Origin of the sequence: Sporosarcina sp. FSL K6-5500 (genome assembly GCF_038005665.1) — a bacterium.
GTDB classification, from domain to species: domain Bacteria; phylum Bacillota; class Bacilli; order Bacillales_A; family Planococcaceae; genus Sporosarcina; species Sporosarcina psychrophila.
Map to the genome: position 1 here is coordinate 3745104 of NZ_JBBOTP010000001.1, position 21265 is coordinate 3766368.

19 protein-coding genes are annotated in these 21265 nt (G+C 37.2%); 13 read left to right on the plus strand and 6 right to left on the minus strand.

From position 1 onward, the window contains the following. The first annotated feature begins 204 nt into the window (after positions 1-204). The 11 genes from MKX62_RS17860 (at position 205) to MKX62_RS17910 (ending at position 11724) form a co-directional block, all read left to right on the plus strand. The gene (locus MKX62_RS17860) at positions 205-1095 is read left to right on the plus strand and encodes an ROK family protein (RefSeq protein ID WP_067208642.1); all 891 of its coding nucleotides are present in this window, start codon (positions 205-207) and stop codon (positions 1093-1095) included. 162 nt (positions 1096-1257) lie between these two features. Further along, entirely contained in the window at positions 1258-1953 is a 696-nt protein-coding gene (locus tag MKX62_RS17865) for a YesL family protein (RefSeq protein WP_340741996.1), read from the plus strand. Positions 1954-2151: 198 nt separating this feature from the next. After that, on the plus strand, positions 2152-3453 hold the full coding sequence (locus tag MKX62_RS17870) for an ABC transporter substrate-binding protein (RefSeq protein WP_187047579.1): 1302 nt from the start codon (positions 2152-2154) through the stop codon (positions 3451-3453). Positions 3454-3532: 79 nt separating this feature from the next. Next, positions 3533-4393: a carbohydrate ABC transporter permease gene (locus MKX62_RS17875; protein WP_067208651.1), complete on the plus strand. Its 861-nt coding sequence runs from the start codon at positions 3533-3535 to the stop codon at positions 4391-4393. Beyond that, positions 4393-5211 carry a carbohydrate ABC transporter permease gene (locus MKX62_RS17880; RefSeq protein WP_067208654.1) on the plus strand — a complete coding sequence of 273 codons (819 nt, stop codon included), beginning with the start codon at positions 4393-4395 and terminating at the stop codon, positions 5209-5211. The genes MKX62_RS17875 and MKX62_RS17880 overlap by 1 nt, the downstream gene beginning before the upstream one ends. A 20-nt stretch (positions 5212-5231) precedes the next feature. Then, positions 5232-6251, plus strand: a complete 1020-nt coding sequence (locus MKX62_RS17885) for a LacI family DNA-binding transcriptional regulator (protein ID WP_340741997.1) — start codon at positions 5232-5234, stop codon at positions 6249-6251. Positions 6252-6334: 83 nt separating this feature from the next. Then, positions 6335-7063, plus strand: a complete 729-nt coding sequence (locus MKX62_RS17890) for a ThuA domain-containing protein (RefSeq protein WP_187047581.1) — start codon at positions 6335-6337, stop codon at positions 7061-7063. Positions 7064-7239: 176 nt separating this feature from the next. After that, entirely contained in the window at positions 7240-8265 is a 1026-nt protein-coding gene (locus MKX62_RS17895) for a Gfo/Idh/MocA family protein (protein WP_340741998.1), read from the plus strand. A gap of 22 nt (positions 8266-8287) precedes the next feature. Beyond that, a complete protein-coding gene (locus tag MKX62_RS17900) occupies positions 8288-9256 on the plus strand; it encodes a sugar phosphate isomerase/epimerase family protein (protein ID WP_067208664.1) in 969 nt (322 codons plus the stop codon). A 150-nt stretch (positions 9257-9406) separates the two neighbouring features. Then, entirely contained in the window at positions 9407-10447 is a 1041-nt protein-coding gene (locus MKX62_RS17905; protein WP_187047583.1) for a Gfo/Idh/MocA family protein, read from the plus strand. A 239-nt stretch (positions 10448-10686) separates the two neighbouring features. Continuing rightward, positions 10687-11724, plus strand: a complete 1038-nt coding sequence (locus MKX62_RS17910; protein WP_340741999.1) for a Gfo/Idh/MocA family protein — start codon at positions 10687-10689, stop codon at positions 11722-11724. Positions 11725-11799: 75 nt separating this feature from the next. On the opposite strand, the gene MKX62_RS17915 is transcribed toward MKX62_RS17910, so the two are convergent. The 5 genes from MKX62_RS17915 to MKX62_RS17935 form a co-directional block, all read right to left on the minus strand. Further along, positions 11800-12741 (minus strand): Gfo/Idh/MocA family protein, encoded by a 942-nt coding sequence (locus MKX62_RS17915; RefSeq protein ID WP_340742000.1) that lies wholly within the window; start codon positions 12739-12741, stop codon positions 11800-11802. A 171-nt stretch (positions 12742-12912) separates the two neighbouring features. Beyond that, positions 12913-13950 carry an aldose epimerase family protein gene (locus MKX62_RS17920; protein WP_187047586.1) on the minus strand — a complete coding sequence of 346 codons (1038 nt, stop codon included), beginning with the start codon at positions 13948-13950 and terminating at the stop codon, positions 12913-12915. A 12-nt stretch (positions 13951-13962) separates the two neighbouring features. Beyond that, complete coding sequence (galT, locus tag MKX62_RS17925; RefSeq protein ID WP_187047587.1) at positions 13963-15441, minus strand: UDP-glucose--hexose-1-phosphate uridylyltransferase; 1479 nt, start codon at positions 15439-15441, stop codon at positions 13963-13965. Next, complete coding sequence (galE, locus tag MKX62_RS17930; RefSeq protein WP_187047588.1) at positions 15438-16442, minus strand: UDP-glucose 4-epimerase GalE; 1005 nt, start codon at positions 16440-16442, stop codon at positions 15438-15440. Before galE ends, galT begins: the two co-directional genes overlap by 4 nt. Then, complete coding sequence (locus tag MKX62_RS17935; protein ID WP_187047589.1) at positions 16443-17624, minus strand: galactokinase; 1182 nt, start codon at positions 17622-17624, stop codon at positions 16443-16445. A gap of 1070 nt (positions 17625-18694) precedes the next feature. Here MKX62_RS17935 and MKX62_RS17940 point away from each other — a divergent pair. Then, positions 18695-18898 carry a hypothetical protein gene (locus MKX62_RS17940; RefSeq protein ID WP_187047590.1) on the plus strand — a complete coding sequence of 68 codons (204 nt, stop codon included), beginning with the start codon at positions 18695-18697 and terminating at the stop codon, positions 18896-18898. 524 nt (positions 18899-19422) lie between these two features. Then, positions 19423-19908, plus strand: a complete 486-nt coding sequence (locus tag MKX62_RS17945) for a YesL family protein (RefSeq protein WP_340742001.1) — start codon at positions 19423-19425, stop codon at positions 19906-19908. A 34-nt stretch (positions 19909-19942) separates the two neighbouring features. On the opposite strand, the gene MKX62_RS17950 is transcribed toward MKX62_RS17945, so the two are convergent. Beyond that, the gene (locus tag MKX62_RS17950) at positions 19943-21127 is read right to left on the minus strand and encodes an IS256 family transposase (protein WP_340741403.1); all 1185 of its coding nucleotides are present in this window, start codon (positions 21125-21127) and stop codon (positions 19943-19945) included. Positions 21128-21265 lie beyond the last annotated feature (138 nt).

Sequence of the window (21265 nt, forward strand, 5' to 3'; positions counted from 1 at the left end):
GGAATCTCCCGTTTATTCTTTGCATAAACTTCGCCTTGTAGTTGTCCTAGTAGTACGTATGAAATAATTGTTAGAGTGTCAGATAGAAGTATTAAAAGGTCTCTTATTTGGGTGGATAGAATCAAAAACTTGTGCTACAGTTAATTCGCAGACAAGTTCAACTAGTTTAGTGTATAAAAAATAAGAAATGTAGGGATGGAATATATGAAAATAGTAGCAGTGGATATTGGGGGAACATCTATTAAGATGTGTATAGCTGATGAGAAAGGGAATGCTTCTGCTTTTAAAGAATTCGATTCTGAAGCTGAGAAGGGTGGACCACATTTAGTTGATAATATAATCACGAAAATCATAGACGCTTATACAGGATTTGATGCCATCGGTATTAGTACAGCCAGTCAAGTAAATAGTGAAGAGGGCTCTATCATTTATGCGAATGAAAATTTTCCGAATTATACGGGTATGAAAATAAAAGCGATTTTTGAAGCTAAGTTCGGCGTTCCTGTGAAAGTTGAGAACGATGTGAATGCGGCTGCACTAGGGGAAAACTATTTTGGTGCTGGTAAGAACTTTAACGATTTCTTATGCTTAACTTACGGAACAGGTATAGGCGGAGCAATAGTAATTGATTCCACTGTTTATAAGGGGCTTAATGGAGGTGCAGGTGAATTTGGACATATGATTTTGCATCCTGGAGGCGAGAAGTGTAATTGTGGCTGTGTGGGATGTTACGAGATGTATGGATCGACCACAGCTTTAGTAAAAAAAGCATCGCAACTTGATAAAAAATATATCAATGGTCGAAAGATTTTTGAAGGCCTTGAACAAGGTGATGTGAAATTAGAAGAGGTTCTTAATGACTGGGTACTTGAAGTAGCATATGGCCTCGTTTCACTAACACATATCTTTAATCCTCCTGCGATTATTATAGGCGGTGGGGTCATGGAGCAAGAAAGATTAGTAGCAATGGTGACTAATAAAGCAAAAGAATTAATGTTGAAAAGTTTTTCTAATGTGGAAATATTGAAAGCTTCGCTTGGTAATAAAGCAGGATTATTAGGTGCGGCATCATTGCATTTTCCTAGCAAGGACTAGAGAAAGTATACACTATAAAGCTTTGTGAAGGTCGAAACTTTGAGAGATAGCTCCTTTTGTTACTTCTATGATTGAGAGTGATCACATTAAGTGGTTAACTCTCTTTTTGGTATTTGTACACGATGACACCATTCAATTTAGAAAATAGGGAGTGATATAAGTATGAACAACAAAACGGGTTTTATGGGTGGCTTGTATGCCATTAGTGAATGGATTATGAAGTTTTCTTTGATTAATCTATTTTGGATTCTCTTTAATATACCAATTGTTTTTTTGCTTTTAAATCTATTATTTATTGAACAAATAGAAGAATTACCCCTTTTATTGATTCCCTTAATACTATTAATGCCAATTTTATTCTTCCCTGCAACGACCGCAATGTTTGGGATGGTAAGAGGGTGGATTATTAAAGATGAAGATAGTAGTCATCTTTTCAAGACTTATTGGCGGTACTATAAAGAAAATTATAAAAGAAGTGCTTCAAGTGGCCTTATTTTAACAATAGCTTGGATGATTTGGGCGGTAGATGTCTATTATTTTGTTGATAAAAGTAGTATTTTGATGTTTCTTTTTATGATTTTGGGTATTATCTTATTTGTCTTTTCAATCAATCTTTTTTCGGTTACAGTTCATTATCATATGAAGTTGATTACTGCATTAAAAAATACATTTCTCCTAACGATAGGAAGTCCAGTATTATTTATTGCTGTGGCAATTAGTAGTGGTGTAGTCCTATATATAAGCCTAAACGTTTTCAGATTCTTCCTTCCCTTTTTAACAGGCTCGCTTATTGCCTTTTTATGCTTTTCCGCTTTTTATAGAAATTACCAAAAAATAATTGATAAAAGTAAAAACTGAAATCACCTAAAATTTAATGGAATCTAATAAATCAAATATTTGTATTGCACAATTAGAAATTGGATGTTAGTCTAAAGATGTAAATCAATGCAACCGGTTTCATGATTGGTCTAGGGGGATAAGTCGATAATTAATGGCTACTAGAATTAAATTGTGCAACCGCTTTCATTGGAGGAAAACAAAAAAGGGGAGATTATATTGAGAAAAAAGAAGCGTTTTTGGGGTTTAGTTTCCGTATTTCTAATTTCTAGTCTTGCATTAGTCGGATGCTCAGGTTCGGAAGGCGAAGGAAAAGACAATGCATCTGGGGATCAGGTAACAGTTGATATTTTTCAATTTAAAGTAGAAATTAAAGATCAATTTGAAAATCTTGTAGAAGTATATGAAAAAGAAAATCCTGATGTAAAGATTAATGTTAAAACTGTCGGTGGGGGAAATGATTATGGCGCATCTTTAAAAACGGCATTTTCTTCAGGTGAAGAACCAGATATTTTTAATGTAGGTGGGCCATCTGCTGTTGAAGAGTATAAAGACTATTTAGCAGACGTATCCGATACAGATGCAGCAAAAATTGCCCTTGAAGGTACACTAGACACTGTGCGAAATGGTGATGAAGTTCTGGGATTGCCGTTTAATCAAGAAGGCTATGGCTTAATTTATAATAAAAGAATTTTTAAAGAGGCTGGAATTAATCCAGATGAAATTATTACTTTTGACGATTTAGAGAATGCGGTTGAGTCATTGGACAGCCAAAAGAAGAAACTAGGCATCGACGCTGTATTTGCACTTGCAGCTAAAGAAAAATGGGTAATTGGAAACCATTTAGCAAACATCTTCTTTGCACCAGAATTCAATAATGATGCTATAGAGGCTTTTAATGGTAAGACGATAGCATTTGAAAAAAGTGATGAATTGAAAAGGCATCTTGACCTGGAGAATAAATATTCTGTTCAACCTGTTCTCAGCTTAGATTACTCCCAACAAGTAGAACAATTATTTTCTTTAGAAAAAGTTGCTATCATTCAACAAGGTAACTGGGTTTATAACTCGATTTATGATATGGATCCAGAATTAGCTGAAAATAACATCGGTATTATTCCAGTTCCTGTTGAAGGATTGGAAGGTCATATTCCAGCCGGAGTTCCGATGTATTGGGCTGTAAATAGTAATAGTGATGAAAAAGTAGTTCAAGCAAGTAAAGATTTCTTGAATTGGATGTATACATCTGAGACTGGTAAAAATGCTGTATTAGAAGACTTTAAATTTATTCCTGCGTATAAAGATTATGATTCATCTAAAATAGCAGATCCTCTTTCTCAAACAATTTATGAATATGCTTCCAAGGGGAACACTATACAAGGATGGGTGTTCCAGGGGGCTCCAACGGGCTGGAGTGAAAATGTACTTGGAGCTAGCATGCAAAAGTATTTAAGTGGTGGTATCGCTTGGGATGAAATGATTAATGAAGTACAAGTTAAATGGGAAGAAGAACGAAAATGATTTGATCTACAGAAAAATACAGCTAACAAAAATTCATGCAAATTTTTGTTAGCTGTACTACATATTGGGGGTGCAAGTAATGCGTAACCGTGATTTATCATTTTGGTTATTTCTAATGCCAGTGATTTTAAGTTTAGGTATTGTGATTATTATCCCATTTATTTATGGTGTTATTTACTCCTTTACAAATTGGAATGGTATGGTAGTAACTGACTTTGTCGGCTTTAAGAATTATATCACTTTATTTAAAGATGCAGAATTCAGAGCAGCGATATGGTTTACTACTAAATTTGCAGTAACTTCCGTCATACTCCTTAACTTTTTAGGACTAGGTCTAGCTTTGCTAGTGACACGGAAAATGAAAACGAGTAGTTTTATGCGAACTGTTTTCTTTATGCCAAACTTAATTGGTGGGCTCATTTTAGGATTCATTTGGCAGTTTGTTTTCATAAGTGTTTTTGGAAGATTAGGAGATTTGCTGGGAATTGAGGCCTTAACAGGTTGGTTGTCTACGACCGCAACTGGCTTTTGGGGACTAGTCATTTTAACATCTTGGCAAATGGCTGGGTACATTATGATTATTTATATTGCTTACTTGGAAAACATACCAAAAGATTTGATTGAAGCGGCAGAAATTGATGGAGCATCTAGCTATCAGCGTTTTTGGAAAATCACTTTTCCACTAGTAGCACCTGCATTTACGGTTAGTATGTTTTTAACACTGTCTAGTTCATTTCAGATCTATGACCAAAACCTGTCGTTGACTAATGGCGGACCTTATAACTCCACGCAAATGGTTGCGATGAGTATTGTTAAAGCAGCTTTTACTGAAAATAAAATGGCCTATGCCCAGACGCAAGCCGTTATTTTCTTCCTGATTATAGCCGCTGTTGCCGTCACGCAAGTTTACTTTAATAAAAAAAGAGAGGTGGATTTGTAATGAAGCAAAGTAAACGTAATTTATATATTATAGAATTTTTTGGCCTATTGCTTGCTTTATTATGGCTCTCACCTTTTTACTTAATGATTGTTAATGCATTTAAAACAAAGCGGGAAATTTTCACGGATGTACTCGGATTACCTAAAGAATATACGATGGATAACTTTGTGAAGGCTTTTATTGATTTAGATTTTATGAGTGCCCTTTTGAACTCTATACTAATTACTGTTTCAGGTGTAGGAATTATCATTATTTTCTCATCTATGGCGGGATATGCATTGGCACGGAATAAGAGTAAGCTTAGTGGCATTATTTTCTTAGTTTTTGTTGCTGCTATGTTAATTCCATTTCAATCAGTTATGATTCCACTTGTCTCATTATTTGGACAAGCGGATATGTTGAATCGTCCAGGCCTTATCTTTATGTACTTAGGATTTGGTTCTAGTTTATCTATATTTTTATATCATGGTGCAATGACTGGAATATCAAGTTCAATGGATGAGGCTGCCATTATCGATGGAGCGAATAGATTTCAAGTGTTTTGGAAGATCATATTCCCATTACTTAAGCCTATTTCAGTTACAGTAGGAATATTAAATGTGATTTGGATTTGGAATGATTACTTATTACCATCTCTGATATTATCGGACTCGAGTGCGACAATTCCTATAAAAATGTTCCTATTCTTTGGTCAATACACAAAACAATGGCATTTAGCATTAGCAGGGTTAACAATCGCCGTGATTCCAGTTATTATCGGTTATTTCTTTGCGCAAAAGCAAATTATCGAAGGGGTATCAGAAGGTGCCGTTAAATAAAACTATAAAGGATGAAGGTTATGTCAGTAACGATCAAAGATGTTGCGGCTCAAGCAAATGTAGCCCCATCTACGGTTTCACGTGTAATTTCAGATAGCCCCCTCATTAGTGAGAAAACGAAACGAAAAGTCCAAAAAGTTATGGATGAAATGGGTTACCATTTAAACTATAATGCGCAAATGCTTGCTACACAATCAACGAAGACAATCGGTATTATTATGAAAAACTCTACGTCAGAGTTTATGCATAGCTCCTTTTTCCCAGAAGTTATTCGGGGTATCAGCGCCTTGTGCAGCAAGCATGACTTTAGTATCAGTTTAACCACAGGGGAATCTGAGGAAGAAATCTTTGCTGATACTGTAAAAATGGTACGCGGAAAAAGAGTGGATGGCATGATCGTTTTATACTCAAAAAAAGATGATAAAGTCGTTCCTTATTTAATAGAATCTGGTATTCCATTCGTCGTCATAGGCAAACCTCTAATTCAATCCAGTAAGATCATGTTTGTAGATAATGACAACGTCCAAGCGGCGAAAGAAGCTACTGATTTTTTACTAAACCTTGGACATAAAAAGATCGCATTTATTGGTGAAGATGATCAGTTTGAAGTAAGTGAAGCCAGGTTAAATGGCTTCATTCAAGCGGTAAAAGCGCAGGGGTTGGCTGTATCAGAGGGCTATATCAAAAATATTCAATTCGATCCTCATCATGGGAAACAAGTTATCACTGAATTAATGGGCTTAGCTGAACCGCCTACTGCATTAGTTGTCTCAGATGACTTAAATGCGTTAATTGTGTTGACTGCTTTGAGTGAGAAAAACATTAAAGTACCAGACGATATGAGTATGATTGTTTTTAATAATTCAGTGATATCAAAAGTAGCCAATCCACCATTAACAACTGTGGATACACAAATATTTCAATTAGGGTATGAATCGGCAAACTGTTTAATCGAACTGGTGAAAGATCCGCAAATGTTTAGAAAAAGTGTTATCATACCAACTGTTATTGTGGAAAGAAATTCGTGTTCAGCTTTGTAAATAAGGAGAATACGTAATTTTATATATAAATGCAACCGGTTGCTTAAATTCGTGCAACAGACTATTTGAAGGAGGAACTATTTATGAATATCGTCGTATGGAATGAAAATCGTCATGAACAAAAAAATCCAGTTGTTTCGGGTATTTATCCAAAAGGAATACACGGAGCAATTGCAGATTTCTTACAACAGGACGCTCAACATGTAAAAACAGCAACACTCGATGAACCAGAGCATGGTTTAACGCAAGAGGTTTTGAATGATACAGATGTACTCGTCTGGTGGGGTCATCTTGCGCATGATGAAGTACAAGATGAGGTAGTAGAAAGAGTTAAGAAGCGTGTATTGGAAGGTATGGGCTTAATTGTTTTGCATTCGGCTCATTTTTCTAAGATATTCAAGACGTTGATGGGAACGACTTGTGATCTTAAATGGCGCGAAGCAGATGAGAAAGAACGATTATGGGTTGTTGATCCGAGCCATCCCATTACAGAAGGCATCGGGGAGTATATCGAACTTGAAAAAGAAGAGATGTATGGGGAGCATTTTGATATCCCAGCACCTGATGAGCTAGTCTTTGTTAGTTGGTTTGAAGGTGGGGAAATATTTAGAAGTGGCGCAACATTTAAGCGTGGCAAAGGGAAGATCTTCTATTTCCGACCAGGACATGAAACATATCCTACATACTACAATAAAGATGTGCAACAGGTGATTCGTAATGCAGCAAAATGGGCTACCAATTCGAACACACCAACGCCAATCTATGGCAATGCTAAACCGTTAGAGAAAATTACTAATATGTTGAACAAATGAATACTTTTATAACTCAGTGAAGCCCTCTTAAAGGGATAGCCGCAATCCTAAGGCTGGCGGGGAAAATCCTTGGTTTAGGCAGGAAGCAGCCTCTCACGCTGTAGCGGATGTAATGGGATTCTTAATTTCAACATATATATTCATATTCAATGAAAACAATAAGAGGAGTGAAAAAAGTGTCGAAATTACGAGTTGCTGTTATTGGATGTGGAAGTATTGCTAAAAATAGACATTTAGGAGAATTTAATAGCCATTCCGGAGTAGAAATTGTCGCAGTCTGTGACATTATCGAAGAAAGAGCACAAGAGATTGCACTACAATATGGAGCAAAAGCTTATACTAGCTATGAAAAGTTATTTGAAGTGGAAAAGCCGGATGCAGTGAGTGTTTGTTTACCAAACTATTTACATGCTCCTGTTTCCATTGCTGCTTTACAAGCGGGCTGTCATGTCTTATGCGAAAAACCGATGGCAACATCGAGAGTTGAAGCTACGGAAATGATTGAAGCTGCAAAAAATAATAATAAAAAATTAATGATCGCGCATAATCAACGCTTTGTAGCATCGCATGCTAAGGCCCGAGATTTAATTGCAAAAGGTGAGGTAGGTAAAATCTATAGCTTCAGAACTGCATTTGGACATGGCGGGCCTGAAGGATGGAGTGTTGACGGTAAAGACAGTTGGTTCTTCAATAAAGAGCAAGCCTTTATTGGTGCGATGGGGGATCTTGGCGTACATAAAGCTGATTTGCTTCGCTACTTACTTGGTGAAGAATTTGTCGAAGTAGCTGGTTTTATTGAAACAAGTGCGAAAGAAAATACAGATGTTGATGATAATGCCGTTTGTATTTTGAAATCTGAAAGCGGTGTGATTGGAACACTTGCAGCTAGTTGGGCTTATACGGCAAAAGAAGATAATTCCACGATTATCTATGGTGAACATGCTACATTACGTCTAGAAGATGATCCAAACTATTCGTTAATTGTTCAGTATAAAAATGGTGAAGTCGTTAACTATGAATTAGGTGGAATTCAGTCTAATGCCGAAGGTGGTCAAACAACAACACACATCATCGAACATTTTGTGGACTCGATTGTGCAAGATACTGAACCACTCATTAATGGCGAGGAAGGTATGAAGTCATTAGAGGTAATTCTGGCGGCTTTGGAATCAATGGAAACAAAACGATTTACCAAAATTTGACTAACCATTGGAGGTACGATTCATGAAACTAGGCGTATTTGCAGTTTTATTTTCACAAATGCCATTTGAAGAGATGCTAGACTATGTAAAAGATGCAGGTTTACAAGCAATAGAAATTGGAACGGGTGGAAATCCAGGGGATGCCCATTGTAATGTAGATGAGCTACTTGCAAGTGAGGATAAACGGAAGGCGTATCTTGATAAAATTCAGTCCCGCGGATTAACGATTAGTGCGTTCAGCTGTCACGACAATCCAGTTTCTCCAAATAAACAAGTCGCACAAAACGCTCATGACACATTCGTGAAAACGGTTAAACTAGCACAGTTATTAAATGTGCCCGTTGTCAATACATTCTCAGGAACGCCGGGATCACATGAGGGCTCAAAACATTCAAACTGGCCGATATCTCCATGGCCAACAGAGTACTCGGATATTTATAACTGGCAATGGGAGCAAAAACTCATTCCTTACTGGAAAGAACAAGGAAAATTCGCGGAAGATCACGGTGTAAAAATAGGGATTGAGCTTCATGGTGGGTTTTCAGTACATACACCTTATACCCTGTTGAAATTAAGAGAAGCAACTTCACCGGCCATTGGAGCCAATTTGGATCCAAGCCATCTCTGGTGGCAAGGGATCGATCCGGTTGCGGCTATTAAAATTTTAGGGAAAGAAAATGCCATTCATCATTTCCATGCCAAAGATACTTTTATTGACCAGGACAATGTGAACATGCATGGCTTAACAGATATGCAACCCTACGGAGATGTGCAATCTCGCGCGTGGACATTTAGATCTGTCGGATGTGGGCATAGTATCCAAGATTGGTCGGATATGATGAGTGCATTACGCACATATGGCTATGATTATGTTGTGAGTATTGAACATGAGGATCCGTTAATGTCAGTTGATGAAGGGCTTTCACGTGCAGTGACGAATTTGAAATCTGTAATGATAAAAGATCAGCCTACTGATATGTGGTGGGTGTAACAAACGGAAAAAAGTTGCGTTGTATGAGGTAGATTTTCATGCAGCGCAATTTTTTTGACGAGTAAATTAATGCATGTATTCATATAGTAGACCTGTATTGAATGATCAACAACAACTTATAGACAATCCAAAACGAAAAGAGTGTTATGAATGAGTGTATTGAGAGTTGGAATCATTGGTGCTGGGGGAATTGCAAGTGGTGTACACATCCCTAATTATTTGAACAGCGGGTATAAGGTGGAAATAGTCGCTATTGCTGATGTTGTAGAGGAACGTGCACAACAAGTTGCAGAACAATTTACAATTCCTCATGTCTTTACTTCCTATAAAGAAATGCTTAAGAACGTAGAATTAGATGCGATAAGCGTTTGCGTGCCTAATAAATTTCATGCAGAAGCCACGATTGCTGCGCTTGAGGCAGGTTGTCATGTGTTGTGTGAAAAACCACCGGCAATGACTGTGGAAGAAGCACAATTGATGGTAAAAGCGGCTAGCGATTCAGGGAAAATTTTAACGTACGGTTTCCATTATCGCTATCGACCTGAAGTAGAAATCGCAAAATCGTTTATTGATGCTGGAGAAATGGGCGATATTTACTCAGCACGCATTCATGCTATCCGTAGGAGAGGTATTCCGGGTTGGGGGGTATTTACGAATAAGGAATTACAAGGCGGTGGTCCGCTAATCGATATTGGCGTTCATATGCTAGATACCGCGCTCTATCTCATGGGCTATCCAGAGCCTGAAGTTGTATTGGGGAAAATCCATCAACAAATTGGCCATAAAAAAGGAGTAGGGCTGTTTGGTGAGTGGGACTTTGAAAACTATACAGTAGAAGATATGGCTGTTGGTATGGTGACATTTAAAAATGGAGCTACCTTAACTTTGGAAACTGCTTTTGCTGCAAATGTCGAAAAAGATGAGACGATGCAGGTCTCCTTGATGGGGAATAAAGGGGGAGCCGATATTTTCCCTTTGAAAATTTATCAAGAGAAATACAACACATTAATCGATAGTACTCCTGCTTATCTACCAGAAGTAAATGGACATCAACTTGAAATCAATCAATTTGTAGCGTGCTGTTTGGAAGGCAAGACCCCATTAAGTACGCCAGAACAAGGGTTAATTATTCAAAAGATTGTTAATGCGATTTATGAATCTGCGGAGACTGGGAAAGCGATAGTGTTTTGAAGTATTTAGATGAGGAAAAAGCACGGGTGCACTAGATTTACAATTTTGGTCCATTCGAGAAGAAGTGGAAAAGGATAAATTGGGGATGATTGAAAGGTAGCGAAGATGGATGAGATAGGTATTAAACAGCGGGGCTATTGTTCAGATTGCAGACCTCGAATATAATCTTGATAAAATACCATAAAACGATTAGAAATGATTTGATATTCCAAAAAAGAATATAGAGGGGAGGAGTATAATTGAAAATAAAAGTTGGAATTATTGGATGCGGTTCAATCGCTAAACTACGGCATGCACCAGAATATAAAGCCAATCCATATGTTAGTGAGATTATTTTTTATGATAGAAATATAGAACGTGCACAAGCGTTAGCAGATTTATTCGGCGGTGGTGTAGCGGAAACTGTGGAAGAATTACTAGCCGACCCTTCTATTTTGGTGATCAGTGACTGCTCATCGAATGAATTTCATCATATTTTTTCTACAAAAGCATTACTGAGTGGAAAGCATGTATTATGTGAAAAACCAATCGCTTTAACAATCGAACATGCAGAAAAAATAATTGAAGCCCAAAGTAGATCGGGGAGAAAACTGATGGTTGATCATAATCAACGATTAACCCGGGCACATCAAAGGGCGAAGGAAATAATAGAGAAAAACCAATTGGGTGATGTGCTCACTTTTAGGACGACGTTTGGACACTCGGGACCGGAAAAGTGGGGAGTGGATAAAACAAACTCAACTTGGTTCTTTAAAAAAGATCGATCTGGCTTTGGTGTAGCAGTTGATTTAGGCATTCACAAAATCGATTTACTCCACTACTTATTAGACGATGAAATTGATCAAGTAAATGCTATGCAAGGAACACTTGATAAAGTGGATAAAGACGGAAATCCAATTGAAGTATGCGACAATATCGTATGTGTGTTAAAAACGAAACAAGGACGAATTGGAACGGCTACCTTTTCATGGACATATTATGGAGAAGAAGATAATAGTACGACAATCTACTGTGCAAATGGCATATTAAAAATATATAATAACCCTGACTACCCAATTGAAGTGATTATGAAAGAAGGAGAAAGAATCAACTACCAGCTTGAATCAATCCAGACGAATGACAATCAAATAAATAGCGGTGTTATCGATGCATTTATTGATAGTGTCCGGTTAGATCAAGAGCCGATTGTTACTGGGTTAGATGCATTGGCCTCATTGAAAGTAGTATTGGGTATTATCGAAGCCGCGGAAACGGGGAAAAGTGTAAGGATTGAGTAAAGATCGAATAAGTGTAACAAGTAATAAAAAAGGTTGTGCAGTATGAATGTTGAATTCATACTGCACAACCTTTTTTTATAAAGTAAGAACTTTTGTCACACTGCGAGAAATTTCATGCGTATTAATTGTAGATTCTATTTGATTATTTTTCACGCATTTTATAAACTCTTCAACTTCATAGTACATAGTATTAAATTCATGTTTAATAGAAATATCCTCAGTTTGACCGTCTTTGTATTTAATAATAATTTTTTCCGGATCACTGATTTTATCGATTTCGATGACGCCATTCTCGCCCTGTATTTCATTTGGTGAATGGGAATCTGAAATTTTTGAGTACATAATAACAGCTTCAAATTCATCGTAATTTAAGATCATACTTCCTTGACCATCTGCACCAGTGGATAGTAAATAAGTATTTTTAAGTACAGATTTAGGTTCGCCGACTAGATGCACAATAGGCGCGATACAGTAAACCCCTAAGTCTGTTTTAGCGCCATTCCCCAGTTCGGGTTTAAAAGCATTTTCAATAATGCCATCCTTATATTTATCGTAACGCGAAGAATACTGGTTATAATGAAATACGAATCGTCGGAGTGGACCAATCTTAGCTAGGTTCTCTTTTAAGTTGAGAAATGTAGGTGTAACTGTTGATTTCATTGCTTCCATATAGGTTGTTTGATGGTCATTAGATGCTTTAATTACTTGATCCATTTCAATTAAGGAAGTGACAGCGGGTTTTTCGCAAAGAACGTGAATGCCATTATTCATAGCTGAAATACTTTGTTCTGCATGAAACGCATTGGGTGATGCAATATAAACGGCTTCAATATCACCGCTTTGAAACATTTCTATCATATCTGTATACACATGTTCGATATTATGTTTCTCTGCAAATGCTCTCCCTGTCTCCTCAGTCCTTGAATAGACTGCACCGACACTAAATTCGGGATGTTCTTTAGCTGCTGCCAGTAATCGATCTGTAATCCAATTCGTTCCGATAATTCCAAACTTCATAGAAATAGCCCCTTTTAGTTATATATGTTGATGTAAAGAATTTCATTAAAATCGCTACTGCGCTCGGGGATGCCTCACGCTCTAAGACGAGCAGCTTCGCTCAGTTTATATAGATGTTCATTTGTACAATATATAGTTGATAATAAGTAGTTCTTGCCCTATAAGGCGGATCTAGCCCTCAATGCCAAATGAAAACACTGTTTGTTTGTCATATAATTCATGGGCCTCTAAGATAACGGAAGGAAAGCCCTTGTGATGCAATGAGGCAGGGGAGGCTTGTGTTTCAAAACAGACACCTAAATAAGGTTTTGAATTACCTTCTGCTAGATTAAGTCCTTCATCGAGAGTATTCGATGTGTACATAACCACGCCTGGTTGGTTGGTCTTAATCGTCATCAGGCGGCCACTCGTTTCTTCTTTTACACGGATGTTTTGTTGTTGAGTTTGATTGAGAATAAAGTAATGATCATATCCATGATTAGCAACCCTATTTTGTGTTGATATGGAGTTAATGCCGTCAACAAGTTTTCTTCCAGTTCGGAAATCAAATGGCGTATTCACTACATTGATTTTTTTACCTGTTGGAATTAGTTCCGTATCAAGTTCAACAAAGTCATCACTCTCCATTGTAACATGATGGTTGTGGATCGTGGCGGCTAGATTTCCACTTAAGTTAAAATAGGAATGATTTGTCATAGTAAGCACAGTCGTTTTATCGGATGTTCCTGAATAATCAAGGATGAGCTCGTTATTATTAGTCAATGTATAGGTAACAGCAACTTCAATAGTACCAGGATATCCACCTTCACCATCTAAACTTTTATGGTTTAATTTCACGCCAACTGTATCATCTGACTGAAAGGGACTAGACTGCCAGATTACTTGATGAAATCCTTCGTCTGCTCCATGTAAATGATGGCCACCTTCATTTGCTGCCAATGAATATGGTTGATCTTGGATAGTAAATGAAGCATCTTGAATTCTTCCGGCAACGCGGCCGATTATCGCACCAAAAAAATTTGGGTTTTCTTCATAATCGGTATAATTTGTATAGCCAAGGACCACATTTTCTAGTTGATTATGCCTGTTTGGAACGCTTATGTCAGTGATGATACCACCGAAGTTCAAAAAACTTACTGTCATACCGTTATTATTTGTTAATGTATACAACTTCCACTTATTCAGTATATCTTGGGTCTCTATTTTCATCTGGCTAGCCACCTACCTATTTAATGTTTGGATGAATCGTTCACACTCACTTTGTACTTTAAAAACGCCTGCATCTCCAAGCACTTTGGCGAATTTAATCCCAAGTTCTTTTTCTAAAATGGACTCAATTTGCTCTAGGTTTGATAATTCTCCATAGTTAGCTTTCATTTGCTCTGCCCATTGTTGATGATAGGGGGCTACAGAAGTTGTTTGATCGAGTAAAAACTTCTTGATTTCAGCTAATTCATCTTTAAGACGAGCCGGTAAAACTGCCAGACCCATTACTTCAATAAGCCCAATATTTTCTTTTTTTATATGATGGACATCTGCATGGGGATGGAAAATCCCTAGTGGATGTTCTTCAGTTGTTCGATTGTTGCGTAAGACGAGATCGAGTTCAAACTTGTTAGCACGCATTCGGGCAATCGGTGTAATTGTATTATGTGGAGTTTCATTACTAAAGGCTCTGATATCCGCTTCCTCATCACTATAACTTTTCCATGTGGTAAGGACATGGTCAGCTGCTTGAATCAATGGCTCAATCTCATCGCTCTGCAAGCGAATGGTTGTTAACGGCCATTCCAGGACAGATGCAGTTATGTTTGGAAAGTTTTCTAACGTAAACGAAAGTGCAGTTGTTGCAGTTGTCATTGGAAAATTATAACTTCCTGCTTGATAATGATCATGATTCAAAATAGAGCCACCGACAATAGGTAAATCGGCATTTGAGCCAATAAAATAATGTGGGAATTTCTCTATAAAAGTAAGTAACCGTTTAAAAGTATCCTTACCAATTTTCATATCACGATGTTCTTCAGCAAGTAAAATACTATGTTCATTATAATAAACATAGGGTGAATATTGCAGATACCAATTTTCATTTACAAGTGGTACTTGAATGATACGATGATTTGCCCTAGCTGGATAACCTGTCCGGCCAGCGTATCCTTCGTTTTCGATACATAATAGACATTTTGGATAATCAACATCATGTTTCAATTCGCTTTCTCTCTTGATTTGTTCAGGGTCTTTCTCGGGTTTTGACATGTTAATGGTAATATCCATTTCACCATAGATTGTTGTAGCTTTAAAATGGATGTTTTTCTTGATGCGGTTCATCTGAATATAATTGCTGTTTTTACTTAATTCATAAAAATAATCTGTTGCGTTTTTTGGGGAGTTACTATATTTTTTCTGGAAAATTGCATTGATAACAGATGGCCTTTCCACAAAGCAATTCATGATTGTGGCTGAAAGTATTTCTTTGTCATCAAAAACATTGTCAATGACATTATTTTCGGTAGCATAGGCAATAATTTTGTCGAGTAGATTTGGAATTGAATCATCTGTTGTGCCTTCAGTTGTTGCAGGCATAGATTCGAGATGGAGCAGTGCAAGTACTTGGTTCGTCACATAATTCTGATCAGCGGTATCGATTAGTCCCACTTCGATACCTTTTTGAAGGAGTCCTCTAATATCTGAGTAAATCATTTAGCTGTCACGTCCTTCTGGTAACCATTTGGGTTGTTGACATGCCAGTTCCAAGCATCTTGAATGATTTTTTCAATTGAAGTTCGCGTTGGCTGCCAACCTAAAAGAGTGGCAGCTTTATCAGAGCTTGCGATTAGGATACTAGGATCACCCGCACGACGTTTACCTGAATTCTCAGGGATTTCTTTACCTGTAACTGCTCGTGCTGTATCAATCATTTCTTTGACTGAAAATCCTTGATTACTGCCAAGATTGAAAATATCGCTTTCTCCATCATTTTTTAAATAATTAAGTGCTAGAAGATGCGCTTGAATAAGGTCTTCTACATGGACATAATCACGGATACATGTGCCATCGGGTGTATCATAATCTTCTCCGAAAATAGTGATATTTGAACGTTGTTCGAGTGCTGCTTGGAGAATGATTGGTACGAGATGTGTTTCAGGATGATGATCCTCGCCGATTTCTCCAGATTCCCGTGCACCTGCCACATTGAAGTAGCGTAAAGCAACATAGCGAATGCCATAGGCTTGTTCGCACCATTTCATCATTTTTTCCATCGTCAGTTTTGTTTCGCCATAAGTACTTGTCGGATTGGTTGGCATCTCTTCTGTGATTGGGACAGATTCTGGCTCCCCGTAAGTGGCTGCTGTTGATGAAAAGACAATTTTTTTGACATTAAACTCTGTCATCACTTGCAGTAATATTTGTGTGCCATAGACATTATTATCATAATACTCCAATGGATTTGCCATGGAATCACCGACAAGGGAATTCGCAGCAAAATGGACAACTGCATCAATAGGTTCATTAGTAAATACATTACGCATAAACTCGATGTCTCGACTATCACCTTCGTAAAATGTCGCATCAGGATGGATAGCTTCTCTGTGCCCAGTTTGTAGATTATCAATCACTACGACGTCCGTCTGTTGATCAATTAACTGATAAACCGCATGTGAACCGATATATCCAGCTCCACCTAGAACTAATACACTCATTTAGTACACTCCTTCAGTAAGTTCTCTTGCTCCGTCACCAATTGCAGCGGTGTAAAATGATGCCTCATAACCAATTTTTCCTCTATATATTTTATTTACATTGTTCTTGAAGCTATCAACTTTGTCTATTTCAACAATTGCAATTGCACAACCACCAAAACCTGCGCCTGTCATGCGGGCGCCCACAACGCCTGGTTGATCCCATGCTGCTTGGATAATCGTATCTAGTTCGATGCCTGTTACTTCATAATCCAGTTGAAGAGATTTATGTGACTCATTCATTAATTGCCCAAATGCCTCTAAATTGCCTTGTTGTAATTGCTGAAGAGCCTCAACAGTCCGTAGATTTTCATAGACAGCATGTTTTGCACGTTTTTGGTTTGTTTCATCAGTAATAAGGTGTTTGTGTTGTTCAAATTGTTCTTTCGTCAAGTCACCAAGCCCCTTAATTTGAAGATCTGTTTGCAAGTTCGTCAAAGCCTGTTCACATTGCACGCGACGTTCATTATATTTTGAACCAGCAAGTGTTCGTTGTTTATTGGTATTAATGATGATAATCACATGGTCAGCAAGCTCGATAGGGGCATAGTTGTAGGCTAAAGTTTGGCAGTTTAATAGGATGGCATGCCCTTTTTTACCTTTACCAATTGCAAACTGATCCATAATTCCACTGTTGACGCCGATATAATCATTTTCTACTTTTTGCCCAAGTTGAATCATCTTTACACGATCAATATTTAAATCAAATAGTCCTTCCAAAAGGACACCAGTGACCATTTCAATAGAAGCAGAAGAGGAGAGCCCGGCGCCGGTAGGAATGTCACCATAAAATAAGATATCCATTCCAGTCGTTATTTGGAGTCCGCTTTCCTTCATATAATGAATCATGCCTTTGGGGAAGTTCGCCCAATCATGTGCTTCATTATAGTCTAAATCGGCAAGATCACATTCAATGGTCCCAATAGAGGGGAAGTTCAACGAGTAAAAACGTAACTTTTGATCATTGCGTTTTTGAGCAAGTGCGTACGTTCCAAATGAGATTGAGGCGGGGAATACATGGCCTCCATTATAATCCGTATGTTCACCAATTAGATTAATTCGTCCTGGTGCAAAAAACGTGCGTGGTGTTTCGGTAGAGTCGAAGATTGATCGGAATTTATTAGGCAGATCTGGATTAGTCAAAGGTTGTTACCTCCCGAAGTTAATAAATTAATTTAATTAAGTATAGTGTACTATACTTTGAAAGACTATTCAATATAGTCCGCTATATGTTGAGGTTGGGATAAAGATGCGTATTCAATCAACTGAAAAGTTGGAAAATAGATTTCCGTTAAACTAGCGATTACTCTAGAAGAAAAAAATGAAGTTAACCTATAATACGAATTAGGATCTAAGAGTAGTAGTGTTATTTTGTTTGACCATTTATGCTCTTGCGGATGAAGGGGAAAAGTGAATAATAGGTGGCTGCTTCTAATGATTTATTGCTACACGTGCAACGTGGTCAATTACTTAGTCTCGGAAAAACACCTTTAGCTATTTCAGCAATAGGAATTGTAATATAGAACTAGCTAGTATGGCTACTAAGACTTTAACAATAATTAATATCCCGAAAAAAGAAATAGGTAGAACACTAGCAGACCAATTAAGCTATCAAATCATTGGAAAGGCACATTATGACCGGATAGTTCAATATGATGTGGATTTAATAATAAGAGAGTCTTCCAAAAATACTTGACATTAAAGTATTTTTCAGTATATTCTTAATACTAGGAATGTATTTTTTTTGGGTTCAGGAGTTCGATTTGGTGAAAACTGGTTTTTATTTTGATATCTGGTAAAAGACAGTTAATGAAATGTGTACAATATACGCTATTCAACAGAAACAAGGTATAGTAGCGATGTTAGATGGAACAAACTTACCGGTTCATCAGATTTACGTGTTTAGCATTCTTTATCGTTTATCACAAACAATGATGACTAGGCTTGGCCGACTACAATTCATGTGTATTTATATAATAAGAATGATCTTTTTGTTTTTTAGCGAAATTCAAAACAAAGTTGGAACAATCGTTTTTAGTATTGAAATAACTTTGGGGGCCAGAATATTGGCCTCCTTTTCTATAGTAATAAGACTTCTCTTGCAATAACTTACATCTAGAATCAGGGAAATAGTTTAATGAAAACGGAAGGTATGTATTTACGAATTCGTATATTAAATAATGTTAAAGTAATCGAAATAACGACAGTTGGAAATGGACAAGGGCAGTATATTATTAATTGTTCAGATATATATATCAAGTGGTTGGATTGATTTACATGTCCATGCGTTCCCATCATTCAATGCTTATGGCGATGATATCAATGAAATCAGAGTTAAGCAGGGAGTGACAATGATTGTTGAAGTAGGAAGATGTGGCACCGAACGAATTTCAGATTTAATTGCTAGAGGTGAATGAGGTATACAGAATATATCGGCTTTTTTATTGTTTCAGTAATTTCTTGCAGGTTGATGAATTATCAAATTAGAATGGATTAATCGAGCAGTGAGAAAGTATTCGGATCATATCTTCAAATTAAAGGTGCTGATGAGTAAAAGTGTAAATGGAGACAACGGGAATAAACCGTAAAAAATTGCTCGCAAATTTGCGAATGAAATGTCACTCCTATTAAAGTTACATATCGGTTCAGGACCAATAGCTATATTGATATTATGACGTTCTTAGAAAGCCACTTTAAGTAGTAATTGATGTAACCGAACGTGGTGTTTAATTGACGGTGGACATGGAGTGTATTAAAAGGATGAAGGACTAAGTAGTGATTTACTTTTATTTGATTTATTAAGATTTTCTATATTAATATTCTTCCGTATAGATTTAATAAAGCGAATAATATGAACCCTGGATCTAGTAATGAAACTTTTGGCTGAAATCGGTTCTATCTATAGTTGGGTTGAAGATGATTTAAAGGAGGAACTAATCGTATGAAATCTTTAAATGGTATCTTTAAAGCGATTTTTGAAATAGGAAAATGGCTTAGTAAAATGATGTATCTCCACCTCTTATGGGTTATATTCTCATTAATGGGTCTTGTGGTGTTTGGTGTTATGCCGGCGACGACAGCAATGTTTACGGTAATTCGTAAATGGATGGAAGATGATAACGATATTCCAGTATTTCAGACCTTCCTCGCATCGTATAAAACCCACTTTCTAAAATCCAATGCGTTAGGGACATTTTTAGTAGCTATTGGTATATTTTTATATATTGATATGAAAATTTCAAAGCAGCTAGTCCAATCTTTTTATTTACATATTATTTTATTGATTATTGGTTTCTTGTATTTAATTACTTTACTATACTTTTTCCCTGTATTTGTACGATATAAGCTTAAGTATTCTCAGAACTTTAAGCAATCGTTTTATATTGCATTGGCTAGACCGGGAGTGTCAATATTTATGTGTAAATGACAATCGGACCTCTTCTTAATGATCATCACACTTTTTATTCTTTCACTTCAAACATCTCAGCCAGCTCTGCGCGTGCTTGATCGAAACCGATATGGCATCGTGTGGAGAAACGTTGGTTGTACTCTTCAAACTGCGAGACTAGGAAGCGTTCGAGTGCTTCTTCGTTCGGAAACTGCTCTTTGCGCTTTGTATATTTCTTGATTTGCTTGTTAAATGACTCGATTAAATTCGTTGAGTATATGCTTCGCCAAATTGACTTTGGAAAGCTGTAGAAGGTAAGTAGATGGTCATTTGTAGCGAGTGATTTTGTCACCTTTGGGTATGATTTTTTCCACTTTTCACAGAAATTATCTAACGCGACTTGCCCAGCTTCCTGATTATCAGCTCGGTAAACCGTTTTGAAGTCATCACAAATCTCAGCACGGTCTTCAACACGTACTTTATGTGAAATATTGCGCGCCACATGCACTAAACATGTTTGGAATTGCGCTTTAGGAAATACGCTTGTAATCGTGTCAACCATACCTGTTAAGCCGTCTGAAAGGAATAGAAGGACTTCTTCAACGCCACGCTCTTTTGTTTCTAGTAAGAGCTCTTTCCAATTAAATGCTGATTCTGTTGGAGCGATTGTGTAAGCAATTACTTCTTTTGATCCATCTTCACGAATGCCCACAGCTATATAAACAGCCTCTTTAGAGACCGTTTCACGTCGAACAGAAATATAGGTTGCGTCTAAATAAACACAGACGTAGCGCGCACTGAGTTTCCTTTTAGTAAAGGCCTCTACTTGTTCACCCACTACCTGTGTCATATTAGATATTGTTTGACGTGTGTAATGATGGCCATACATTTTTTCGATTAAATCGGCAATTTCCGACATGGTCACGCCTTTTTGAAACATGTGAATGACAAATGATTCAAGTGTATCATTTGACCGCTTATAAGGTGCGACTGTCTGTTGTTTAAACTCGCCGTTGCGATCACGGGGAATTGTGATTTGGAGGTCACCATATTCCGTGTGTAGCGTTCTTTCATATGAACCATTACGTGAATTACCTGAATTAAAACCGATTCGGTCGTATTTTTCATAATCTAAAAAAGCCGTCAGCTCCGTGGCGAGCAGCGCATTTACCGCTGTTTCTAAATGCGAACGAAAAACTTCGGTAATATCTTGTTTTTGGACTAGTGCTTGGACAATATCTGCTGTAAACTGAGTCATAGGGAAGACCTCTTTTCTAGGATTGGTTGTGGTGACTTAATTCTACCAAGAAAAGGTCTTCCTTTTTGTATTTATTCATTTACACAAGATATTTTACACTCTCGCTAGACCATTTGAAACAATCGCAATGATTATTAG

Coding starts and splice junctions, on each gene's coding strand:
- MKX62_RS17865 (WP_340741996.1), top strand. CDS start 1,258: ATGAACAACAAAACGGGTTTTATGGGTGGCTTGTATGCCATTAGTGAA.
- MKX62_RS17880 (WP_067208654.1), top strand. CDS start 4,393: ATGAAGCAAAGTAAACGTAATTTATATATTATAGAATTTTTTGGCCTA.
- MKX62_RS17900 (WP_067208664.1), top strand. CDS start 8,288: ATGAAACTAGGCGTATTTGCAGTTTTATTTTCACAAATGCCATTTGAA.
- MKX62_RS17885 (WP_340741997.1), top strand. CDS start 5,232: ATGTCAGTAACGATCAAAGATGTTGCGGCTCAAGCAAATGTAGCCCCA.
- MKX62_RS17940 (WP_187047590.1), top strand. CDS start 18,695: ATGGACAAGGGCAGTATATTATTAATTGTTCAGATATATATATCAAGT.
- MKX62_RS17950 (WP_340741403.1), bottom strand. CDS start 21,127: ATGACTCAGTTTACAGCAGATATTGTCCAAGCACTAGTCCAAAAACAA.
- MKX62_RS17915 (WP_340742000.1), bottom strand. CDS start 12,741: ATGAAGTTTGGAATTATCGGAACGAATTGGATTACAGATCGATTACTG.
- MKX62_RS17860 (WP_067208642.1), top strand. CDS start 205: ATGAAAATAGTAGCAGTGGATATTGGGGGAACATCTATTAAGATGTGT.
- galE (WP_187047588.1), bottom strand. CDS start 16,442: ATGAGTGTATTAGTTCTAGGTGGAGCTGGATATATCGGTTCACATGCG.
- MKX62_RS17920 (WP_187047586.1), bottom strand. CDS start 13,950: ATGAAAATAGAGACCCAAGATATACTGAATAAGTGGAAGTTGTATACA.
- MKX62_RS17890 (WP_187047581.1), top strand. CDS start 6,335: ATGAATATCGTCGTATGGAATGAAAATCGTCATGAACAAAAAAATCCA.
- galT (WP_187047587.1), bottom strand. CDS start 15,441: ATGATTTACTCAGATATTAGAGGACTCCTTCAAAAAGGTATCGAAGTG.
- MKX62_RS17875 (WP_067208651.1), top strand. CDS start 3,533: ATGCGTAACCGTGATTTATCATTTTGGTTATTTCTAATGCCAGTGATT.
- MKX62_RS17905 (WP_187047583.1), top strand. CDS start 9,407: ATGAGTGTATTGAGAGTTGGAATCATTGGTGCTGGGGGAATTGCAAGT.
- MKX62_RS17945 (WP_340742001.1), top strand. CDS start 19,423: ATGAAATCTTTAAATGGTATCTTTAAAGCGATTTTTGAAATAGGAAAA.